Annotated in this window: 1 protein-coding gene; it reads left to right on the forward strand. The window is 64.4% G+C overall.

Annotated features, from left to right (window positions below; genetic code table 11):
* On the forward strand, nucleotides 1-382 hold a 382-nt coding region (locus D7X55_RS47510), incomplete at both ends, for a TonB-dependent receptor plug domain-containing protein (protein ID WP_147470571.1).

Consider the following 382-nt stretch of genomic DNA (forward strand, 5'->3'; position numbering starts at 1 on the left):
GCTCTGATGGCCGCCGCCCCGGCAATGGCCCAGGACAAGGCGACCAACCTGGACAAGATCACCGTCACCGGTTCGCTGATCCCGCAGACCCAGGTCGAAACCCAGACCCCGGTGATGTCCATCACCGCCGAAGACATCCAGACCCGCGGCTTCAGCAGCGTTGCTGAAGTTCTGCAGCAGTCGTCGCTGACCACCGGCGGCCTGCAGGGTGGACAGACCTCGGGTGCGTTCACCCAGGGCGCCGAAGCCGCCGGCATGTTCGGCCTGAACCCGGGCTACACCAAGTACCTGATCAACGGCCGCCCGATGCTCTCGTATCCGGCGCTGTACAACGGCAGCGAGTCGTTCAACAACATCAGCGGCATTCCGATCGACATCGTCG

Source organism: Corallococcus sp. AB049A (assembly GCF_003668885.1).
Classification (GTDB): domain Bacteria; phylum Myxococcota; class Myxococcia; order Myxococcales; family Myxococcaceae; genus Corallococcus; species Corallococcus interemptor.